The sequence below is a fragment of the Flaviaestuariibacter amylovorans genome (genome assembly GCF_039541815.1).
GTDB classification, from domain to species: domain Bacteria; phylum Bacteroidota; class Bacteroidia; order Chitinophagales; family Chitinophagaceae; genus Flavisolibacter; species Flavisolibacter amylovorans.
The window spans coordinates 336,433-346,629 of record NZ_BAABGY010000001.1; the positions used below are offsets into that span (position 1 = coordinate 336,433).

A 10,197-nucleotide genomic window follows, 5' to 3' on the forward strand; every position below is an offset into this window, starting at 1 on the left:
ACAGCCAAACTGACACCCCATGATAAAGCATCTCCTCCTCCTTTGCATCCTCTTCGCTACGGTCGCCAACGCCCAGGTCACCAACCTGCAGCGCGCCTGGAGCACCTGGATCGGCGCGCCCTGGGCCGTCACCTTGCGCAACGGATACCCGCAGGATGTCTACACCCTCGACCCCTACAGCGGCCTCGGGCTGCCGTGGTTCAACTCGTATCAATACAGCGGCGGTCAGAGCGCTGCCTATTCCGATTCCATCACGGGCGCCATCAAGTTCATCGCCGGCTTCCGCTCCGTGTACAACCGCAACTTCGACACCGTTACCAACGGCTGGGGCCTCCTTGCCTGCGGCTCCGTGACGCCGATGATCATTCCCGACCCGGGCGGACAGAACAAATACTATATCCTGCACGAGGTCGAATACCAGCCGTCGTCGGGGGGGCTCCAGACCAACTGCTCCGTGTACGGCGGGATTACCGGCGCCGGCGCCGGCCTGCGCTACTCGGTGCTCGACGGCGACTTCAACAACGGGCTCGGCCGCCTCACCCTCAAGAATGAGCCGCTGCCGCTGGGCGGCGGCGGACAGTTTGCGCAGATCCGGCACGCCAATGGCCGCGACCTGTGGGTGGTCGGGCATGTGGGCAGCAGTACCTGGTTCGGAAAGACCCTCGTACATCCCGGCGGGCTCACCGGGGTCAACACCGGCCACGTTCCGTTCCCAACCGAGCCGGCCAATGCACCCTTCACCACTTGGGGTGGTATCGACGCATCGCCCGACGGCAGCCGCATTGCCACCGTTGCCAACGATAGCAGGCTCGTGAACCTGTATGCCTTCAACAACAGTACAGCCGAAATGGCCCTGCAGCGATCGCTCCGCCTGCCCGACTTCGGCGCGCAGGTGTGCTTCTCGCCCGACGGCAGCAAGCTCTATGTGTCTACGTATAACTACGGAGGCATCTGTGCCAATACCGAGTACCGGCTCTACCAGTTCGACCTCGCCGCCGCCGATCCACAGGCCACCCTGTACGAGATCGCGCGCGAGGGGTCGGCGGGCTACAACTTCCGGATGCGCCGCGTACCCGGCAACCGCATCCTGGTGCAGGCCAAGGTGCTGTACAGCACCGTCGGTAACAACCGTATGCAGTACGGGATGCTGGCCTGGCCCAACCAGCCGGGAGCTGCCTCGTCGTACCGCCCCGATGCCTTTGTGTCCGACGCCGGCGGCATCATGCTGCCCGTAGTGCCCAACGACGTTGTACGGCAATCCCCGGAAGCGCCGGCAACGCGCTTCAATATGCCGGCAGATACTGCGGTATGTTTTGGCTCCTTTACGCTGACCGCCCCGGCCGGGCATGCCGAGTATCGCTGGAGCAACGGCGCTTCGGGGCAAAGCATCACCGTTACGGAGCCGGGCCTTTATTCAGTGCGGGCCGGCCCGGCCCTCTTCGACAAGCCCGCCGCCTATGGCTATACGAACGTGCGCGCGAAAGCGCTCCCGATGAACCTCGGCGCCGACACGCTGCTGTGCCCGAAATCGACCTACACCCTCACGCTGCCCGCGGGCTTCACGGATATCCTCTGGCAGGACGGCGACACGTCGCGCCAGCACGTGGTGACGCAATACGGAGGGCTGCAGGTGGTGACCGCCACCGACGCCAACGGCTGCCGCACGCGCGACACGGTATGCGTGCGGATGAAGTACCAGCCACGCGCCGAGTTCGGACCCGACACAACATTGTGCGGCGTACCGCGCTACCTCCTGCGCATGGAGCCGATGCAGTTCTTTACCTACGGCGGCAACTACCTCTGGAGTACCGGCGCCACCACCGACTCGCTGCGCATCACGGAGCCCGGTACCTATTGGGGCCGCGTTACCTACGACGGATGTACGGTGTCGGATACCGTCACCGTCAACTTTACCGACCGCATCACGCTCAGTAGCCGCGACACCGCCCTTTGCAGCAACGACTCACTGCGCCTTGAGGCACTGCCCGCGGGCCGGCGCTATCGCTGGAGCACGGGCGACACCACGCAATTCATCATCGTGCGCGGACCGGGTTTCTACGGGGTGGAAACGCTCGACGGTCCCTGTCGCGCCACGGCGGGCATCACTGTTACCGCGAAGCCCTCACCGCAGTTCTCGCTGGGTCCCGACCAGGCGATCTGCCCCGGCACGACGGCCTATATCTATGCCGCGCATGTATCCAGCAGCCTGGTCTGGAATACGGGAAGCACTGCTCCGATACTTCAACCTTCCGTTCCGGGCATCTATTGGGTGGAAGCGACGGCTGCCAACGGCTGCAAGGCCCGCGACACGATCGTGGTGACGCACAAGCCGGAGCCACTGGTGCATCTCGGCGCCGATACGCTGCTGTGCTCCGGCGGCCCGCTGCTGCTTGATGTTACCAACCCCGGCGCTACCTACCAGTGGTCGACGGGCAACAGCACGCCTGCCTACCTGGTGATTGCTCCCGACACCTATTGGGTACGGGTATCGCTCAACGGCTGCGACAAGCGCGACACGATCGTGGTACGCACCGGGGCGGCGCCGGTGCCCTTCACGCTTGGCGCCGACACGGTGCTCTGCCCGGGCACATCGCTGCTGCTGGCGCCGCCGCAGCAAGACGGGCAGTACCGCTGGCAGGACGGATCGGCGGGCCGTAGTTATACGGTGACGGCGCCCGGTCGCTACGCGCTTGAGGTGCGGAATGCCTGCGGCGCCGCTTCCGACGACGTGCTGATCAGTCCCGGGCTTTGCGAGCTCCTGATGCCCACGGCCTTTACCCCCGACGGCGATGGCGTCAACGACGTCTTCCGCATCCGCTACCCGCAGTTTCTCCGCAGCTTCCGGCTCACCGTGTTTGACCGCTTCGGCAGTAAGGTTTACGAAACGGCCACGCCCGGTACCGGCTGGGACGGCACCTTCCAGGGCCGGCCGCTGCGCCCGGAAACCTATATCTGGAGGATCGACTACGTTGATAAATGGGGTATTGCCGGCAGCAGATCGGGGCAGGTGCTGCTGGTGCGTTAGGATTTCAGCCGTTGTCAAAGAACAAGGACAGCAAACACGATGTGTTGCTGCCCTTGTTCTTTGTTCACATTCGCTTGGTGTAAACACATCTTGATCGGGTTGTGTCTTTACGGATGATTGTACTGGAAACAAACGATGCCCGTTCGCTTACCCGGTAATCGGATATATGCGCACAGGCTTATGTGTCCCGGCTCTTGCTTCAGCGTCTTTATAAGCGGTAATCATGAGTCGCTTATTCCCATTAGCACATTCTCTCATTAGCACATTAACCTGCTCCCAGCCAGATGCCCACGCCAAACACGACTCCGCCACCCACGATCACCTGCCCCACGGTCTGCACGAGCGGCGTTTCCATGTACTTGTAGCGGATCCAGGCAATGGCGAGCAGCTCGAGCACCACCACCAGGTAGGCGAGGTGCAGGGCCGCCTGCAGGTCGGAGAGGAGGAAGGGCAGGGTGTGGAGCATGCCCCCCAAAAGCGTGGCGCCGCCGGTGATGATCCCCCGCATGAGCCCTGAGCCGCGCCCGGTGACCTTGCCGTCGTCGGAGAGGGCCTCGGCAAGCCCCATTGAGATGCCTGCCCCCAGCGAGGCCGCGAGGCCTACATAAAAGGCGCTCATGGGGTTATGCGTGATCCCGGCTGTGGCAAACAGGGGCGCCAGGGTCGACACCGAGCCGTCCATTAGGCCAAGCAAGGCGGGCTGCACTTTCTGGATCACGAAGGTGTGGCGGGCGGAGCGTTCCTCGGTATTGATGAGCGGGTCGGTAGGGTTGTAGGCTTCCATCGGTTGGGGTGCTTTGGGGTAGGGGAGAAAATATTGGGCCAGTCGCTTTAGAACAGGACAAGGCATATTGCTGCGGCAGGACGTTGCTGCCCTTAGCTTATAGGATAACGGGATGCGATCCGGACGCAGCACGCGGATTCCATCACCATCTGAACAGTAAAAAGTCGAGGGCGCTGCGCGGGTCGCCTCCTCAGCCGGGGATAGCTTCCGGAAGTCTGATGCCATTGCTCTCTGGTGTTTTCACGCACGCCGCATACCTCGCCCCGCACGCTTCCACCTTCTGCGCAATGGTTCTTCTCAATGCCTCCGGCGCCAGCACCTCCATCCCCGGCCCGAAGCCCAGGATCTCGCGCTCCAGCTCGTAGTTCAGCTGTACCTGTAACACTACAATGATGCTGCCGTCTTCGTTCCTTGATTCCACCTGCTGCGAGCCGTGGATCGGCTTTGTTTCCACGTAGGGGGCATTGCCCGCGTCCACCCAAAGGCGCACGGGCACCGGCCGCTTGCCCTCGTGCACCGTCACGCCCACCACATGCTGGTAATAGGTGGCCGCGTCGTAGCGCACTGACGGCACATACATTTCGGTGTCGAGAAGCGCAAGGGCCTCAATGCGGTCGAGGGCGAGCGTGGTCACGGCGCCCTTCCCGTTGCGAAGGCCTACGGCAAACCAGCGGTTCTTGAACTCTTTCAGCCACCAAGCATGAAACGAAAAGGTGCTCGGCGCCTTCGCGGTGAAAGACCGGTAGGTAAGCTGCAGCACCTGCCGTTGCGTAATGGCGCGGTAAAGAGCGTCGAGGTGGCCCAGGCCGCGCAGCCCCTCGTTCTTCTCGAAGTCGATCACCGAAGGGGTTCGGTGTGCCGCGGTATACACATGGTCCTCCAGCTTCTGCAGCACCTCGCCCAGCTCGCTGAAGTGCGAAAAGCCCCTGAACTGCTTCAGTACTTCTACGGCTTCGTTCATCCGGGCGAGGTCCTGCTCGCTCAGCGGGATCTGCGTGATGCTGTAATCGGGATCGGCGTAGCTGTAGTATTTCTTCTCCGTGACCACGATGGGCGCATGGTAGCCCAGCTGCGCGCTGCGCATCACCTGCAGGTCGGCCTGGATGGAGCGGCGGCTGATGCCCTTGTCGATGCCCCCGTGCTGGAACAGCGCGTCCGACACGGCCTCGATGAGGTCCTCGAGGGTCCAGCGGCGGCGGCGGTTGCGGAGGCACTGGTCGATGCTCCGGTAGCGGAGCAGGGCATTGCGGGTAACGGGCATCGGGAAGAAATTTTCATAAACATAAAAAATATTTTCTACTGCGCAGAAAGACTGCGCAGGTTCCCCTTCCCTTTGTGTTACCGCAGGCGGTCAAGCAGTGGGGTTACTTCAAAACCTCCAAATGTTACACCTCCGCCATTACCGCCCGCGGCTTTTGAAGCAGTAGCTCAGTGGTAGAGCAATAGTCATCTTTTGAATTACCGCGCGGTCCGTTCAGACCTACTTCTATTGGCGGAATGCCCCACAAGGGCTGCCTGGTTCGAGTCCAGGACGTTTGAAGATTATCGCGCGGTCAACCAGGGATTACTTCATTGGAACTGTCGGTCGCCGGTTCGAATCCGGCCTGCTTCACTCCGCCCGGTCAAGGTCTGCTTACTTCCCCCACTTTATGGTAAGCAGCAGGCCCATTACCGGGTTCATTTTAAAACCAACGCTCATGTACACGCTCATCCCGATCGCCCTCCGCCAGCAGGCCCTCTTCGTGCCTGCCTCCGCCCTCCAGGGCCCGGAGCCGGCCCAGCCCGCCGCCGCAGCCGCCTTTGTAGCCGACCTGGCCAACGCCGGCTTCGTTCCCTCCACCGCGCTTCTGAAGGCCCTTCAGTCGTGCAGCGCCTCCTGGCGCGCGAGCCTGCGCCAGGTGCTGCAGGAAGTAACTGGGCAGCAAAAGAACTGGACGCCCCTCGTCAGGGGATGGGACGTGCCCACCGGCGAATCCTTCCTCGACCACGTCACGACCTTCTTCGCCAACCTGTTTCCGGGCGCGGGCTCCGGCGTGCGGCTCTCCTGCGGTCACCGGATCCCGCCCAGGACCTTTCCGCTCGAGCGCTACAACGGTTGCCCTTTCTGCGGCACGCCCTTCGCCGTGGGCACTATCGAGTACAGCAACCAGGGCGGCACGCTGAAGGTGCTCGACCTCTGGGTGGAGGCCGATGCGGAGGCGCACCTCCGCGCCCTGCTGGCTTCGGCTACCGCACTCGACGCCACGCAGGCCGACAGCCTGAAGAAGCTGCTCGCGCACTTCCCGCTTCCTGCCGGCCTGTCGATAAAGATGAAGGAGACCGTGATGCTCGTGATCGATGCGTTGGTAGACGAAGGCCGTGCCGCCGAGGCCCAGTCCTTCTTCACCTCGCCCAACGACATCCTCCGCTACCTGTGGTACCGCCACACGGGCTTCCTGCAGGTGCTGCGCCCGGGTACGATCATCAAGCGGTCGCGCAACAACAGCCGCCATCTCGTTGCGCCCTTCGACCGTAGTGCTACGGCCAAGGCAGTGACGAAGGCGTCGCTCAAGCTGCACTACAGCCGCCGCCAGGGACGTACCGTGGCCGCGTGGCTTAATGCGCTGCCCCTGTCTGCCGAGAAGATCTGCGAGGAGATGCACCCGAAGCGTGCGCTGTGGGTGCGCTTCATCCGCGCCCTGCGCCTCGCCGAGCATAGCAAGAAGGAAGTCTTCGCGCCCCTGCGCACCGTGCTCGACCGGTTTTACCGCGGCGACTACCCCGTATGGCAAGGCCAGGTAGACCGTGCCCGCAGCGTGCGTGATACGGAGACGACACTCTCCCTGTTGCAGCAGCGTCCCGGTGCCTTTGCCCGGTCGCTCTTCGCCAACATGCTGTGGCTCGGCCCGCAGCGGGTGACCGCCGCTTTCGCCGGGGTGCAGGCGGCCGTGCCCCCGCGCCTCCTGCTGACGCTCGCGATGTATGCCGACCTGTATTTCGAGCGGGGTGGCAGCCGCGTGGTGAAGCCGCTGGGAGGTGTTGCCAAGAAGATCCCGGTGCACGGCCTGCTGAAGGCCTACACCAACGCCGAGCTCGAGGCGATGCGGGCCGCGGTGCGCACCCTGGGCCTCCGCGCGGTAGGGGATCGCTTTGCCCGGCAGGCGGCGAAGGGCCACACCATCTATATCGACCCCGCGCTGTACCGTATCCCGCTTGCCATCGGCGATCGCTCCGAAACGCTGCAGGATCTGCCCTCGGCCTTAATGGGGACGCGCTTTGCCGTGGACGGCAGCACGCTCCGCCTTTTCATGCAGTGGGGCCAGGGCCTGCCGGCGCAGCACCTGGATATGGACCTGAGCTGCCAGGTGGCCTACGAGGGCCGGAGCGCCTATTGCTCGTTCGCAAACCTCGTGACCACCGGTTGCCGGCATAGCGGCGACATCCGCTCCATCCCCGCACAGGTGGGTACGGCCGAATACATCGACCTTGACCTCGACGTGCTGTCGGCCGCGGGTGCGCGCTACGTGACCTTCACCTGTAATGCCTACAGCAACGGCAGCATCACGCCCAACCTCGTGGTGGGCTGGATGAACAGCCGCAACCCGATGCGGGTGTCGGAGCGAACGGGCGTGGCCTACGATCCGTCCTGCGTGCAGCATATGGCCCGGATCGGGCAGAGCCTGGCGAAGGGCCTCGTGTTCGGTGTACTCGACGTGGCGGCGCGCGAGGTGATCTGGCTGGAGCTGCCATTTGGCGGACAGCTCGTGCAGGGTATGGACGCGACCGCCGTGCGCAGCTACCTGCAAAAGCTCGGAAGTAAGCTGACGGTGGGCGAGCTCCTGGCGGTGAAGGCCGAAGCCCAGGGCCTGGTGCCTGCCACCGCGCAGGAGGCCGACGAGGTCTACACCGCCGGGTGGGCGCGTGATACGGCGGCCGTTACGGCGCTGATCGCGGGTTGATGACGCCATGCTGACAATAGAAGAAGCCACCAGAGGGTGGCTTCTTTGTATTTCTACGGGTGCAGCGTGCCTGTTGCCTATTGCAGGTGCGTGGACAGGCCTATTTATTCATTTTTATTTTATAAATAACGCCGTGTTAATGTCAAAAAAGTGAAAAATAATGCGGTTTAACTTCGATTTAAACGTTGGCGCACATGCGCATTTTAAACCTGAAACCTGATACCATGATCTTGAAACGTAATTTGGACTTGTTCAATGCTTCCCGCGCCACCCTCCTCCTCGCGCCGGTTACCGATTCCGACTTGGTAACGCATGGGCCGGAACTGTTCGCGGAAACGAGGGAAGCTGCGCTCGCTTACCTTCTGGACCGTAGGGGGCAGCTCCCATCCACTCCCTTTACTGAGTTCCACCCGTACAAAGAAAGCTACCCGCTGCGGTCCGAGTTTTCCGTTTACCTGATGGGCACGTTCCCGCCGATCAGCTACCTCCTCGACCTGTTACCGTTGGCGAAGCTCCCGCAACTTGTCAAGCCTGGAGGCGGCAGCATCAAAAAGCCCAAAGTGTCTTTCTACCACGGACAGCGTTGCGCGCAATGGAAACTCTTCGACCCACAGCTTATTCCGAAAACGATTACTCCAGCCAACAGGGCAGCCGTGCGCGCCGCCCTGATAGCTTTTTTACAGGACGCGGGGGTGAATTACGTGGATGTTATTGATGGCTGCCAGCGGCTTGACTACGATGCCAAAGACAGCCACCTGTTCAATATCTTGCCCAACCTCGCCGCTTTCGAAGCGTTGCTGGCTTGCCCGCACGAAAACCCCTTGCTTATTTTCAATACATCGTCGGCCTTTGGAACAGGGGGGTTAAACTTCATGGCTGACGGCTCTTTCCAACCGCAGGCCAAGTCGTTCGATATCTTTCTAGCGGTAGTGCTGGAGATGCAATGTCCCGTTGCCTTTTCGGTCGACGGCGCAGCATGGCTCGCGGTGACGCCGCGAAACGCTGCTGCGATCAAAAGGCAGATGAGCAGCAAACTCGTGTTCTATATGATGCTTGACAAAAAGGTTTTCAACGTCGTTGCGGGCGTGTCTCCCTCGGGTGCCACACTCAACCTCGGGGCCAATCCCTGTTTCCAGCAATATTGCCACTCCGCCGGCACTACCGACCAGCAATCATTCAAGCGCTTTGTTTACCGGAATGCGATTCAGAAGAACTTGGGCCCGCTTTGGAACTTGAACGTCTAAGCTTCCGGTTCAGACACCCGGAAGACGTCCAACGACATCATTCTTCATGTGAATAGAAAAGCGCAACGGAAGAAAATCGCGGCCCTTCGCAGCCAAGCTGGCTGGCATTTGAACTTTGTTCGATGTCTTTGGGCACTATTGCTCGCAGCCTTGCTTGCGCAACAAGCCGTCTTTTCCTTTGCTTTCTTAGCGATCACTCCACCGCAATCATCACCGCAAACCAGGCGGCCGGAAGGTGCCCGGGCTTGTAGTACTCCGATACGTTGCCGTCCAGGTACAGCGCGCTGGTGCAGCCTTGCTTCACGAACCAGTCAGCGAACTCCCAGAACGTGACGCCTTCTTCCGAGATGGCGAGCAGCACCTGCCCGTCGGGGAGGAGGCCTACCCCGTTGCGGATGAGGGAGAGGCCCCGCGGCAGCGCCGGGTTGCGCTTCCCGTTCAGCACCAGCATCGGTGCCGACTGCGTGGCGAAGGTGACGCCCCGGGCGGTATAACTACGGGCCGGCTCCACGAAGGCCTTGCCGCCGCGGATGCCGAATACGCCCTGTGGCTGCAGGCCGAAGTTGACCTTCGGGTTGCTGTAATGCTTCAGCGGGCGGAGCACCCGCCCGCTTTCCACGTACAAGCCCACCGGTGCGAGCGCGGCCGAAAACATGCCTCCGTTCATCGCGAAGCGGATCCGGGGCCGCTGTGCCAGCAACCGCTCGAAAGTGGCGTAGGGCTTGCCGTCGGGCGCCTTCCAGTACATCCGGACGGCCGCCGGGGCACCGCGTTGCGCCACCACCCGCTGGGCAGGAACGCGAAAGGGGAGCAGCAGCAGGAGCGGGAGCAGGAGTCGGGTCATGGGATGCTTTTTTGCGGAAAATGATGCGGTGCAGCAGGGGCGCCGTACCTGAAAACGCGTGCAAGATCCTTTTCTTGCCTTCGGCCCTCAAGAACTTACATCGGTACCGCAGCACTCCGGCGAGGCAGGTGTGCGCATTAAAAGTAAATTAGAAGTTTAGCCGGAAACCGGCCCTCCTGACCGTATAATTACTTACCGGCAGTAAAAAATCCGACATCACATGATAGGGGTATTGCTGAGTTGGACAGGGTTGCTTTTATTTGCCACCTCCAATCTTCTGCAAAGCCGCACCCCTTGCGCTGCCTCGTCTATTTTCGAACAGCCCCGGAGGATACTACCCTATCTACGCACCAAACTAACGC

At 61.8% G+C, this 10,197-nt stretch carries 6 protein-coding genes; 3 read left to right on the top strand and 3 right to left on the bottom strand.

Translation table 11 applies throughout. The features are described from left to right. Positions 1-19 precede the first annotated feature (19 nt). Positions 20-3,025, top strand: a complete 3,006-nt coding sequence (locus tag ABD937_RS01480) for a T9SS type B sorting domain-containing protein (RefSeq protein WP_345252825.1) — start codon at positions 20-22, stop codon at positions 3,023-3,025. A 265-nt stretch (positions 3,026-3,290) separates the two neighbouring features. Here ABD937_RS01480 and ABD937_RS01485 read toward each other — a convergent pair whose 3' ends face one another. Then, a complete protein-coding gene (locus tag ABD937_RS01485; RefSeq protein WP_345252827.1) occupies positions 3,291-3,809 on the bottom strand; it encodes a VIT1/CCC1 transporter family protein in 519 nt (172 codons plus the stop codon). A gap of 190 nt (positions 3,810-3,999) precedes the next feature. Further along, a complete protein-coding gene (locus ABD937_RS01490; RefSeq protein WP_345252829.1) occupies positions 4,000-5,070 on the bottom strand; it encodes a helix-turn-helix transcriptional regulator in 1,071 nt (356 codons plus the stop codon). Between the two features lie 436 nt (positions 5,071-5,506). Here ABD937_RS01490 and ABD937_RS01495 point away from each other — a divergent pair, with 436 nt between their 5' ends. Next, a complete protein-coding gene (locus ABD937_RS01495) occupies positions 5,507-7,747 on the top strand; it encodes a TerD family protein (protein WP_345252830.1) in 2,241 nt (746 codons plus the stop codon). A gap of 194 nt (positions 7,748-7,941) precedes the next feature. Further along, positions 7,942-8,991, top strand: coding sequence for a hypothetical protein (locus ABD937_RS01500; RefSeq protein WP_345252831.1), 1,050 nt, complete (start codon positions 7,942-7,944; stop codon positions 8,989-8,991). Positions 8,992-9,184: 193 nt separating this feature from the next. Here ABD937_RS01500 and ABD937_RS01505 read toward each other — a convergent pair whose 3' ends face one another. Beyond that, positions 9,185-9,835, bottom strand: coding sequence for a phosphodiester glycosidase family protein (locus tag ABD937_RS01505; protein ID WP_345252833.1), 651 nt, complete (start codon positions 9,833-9,835; stop codon positions 9,185-9,187). Positions 9,836-10,197: the final 362 nt, after the last annotated feature.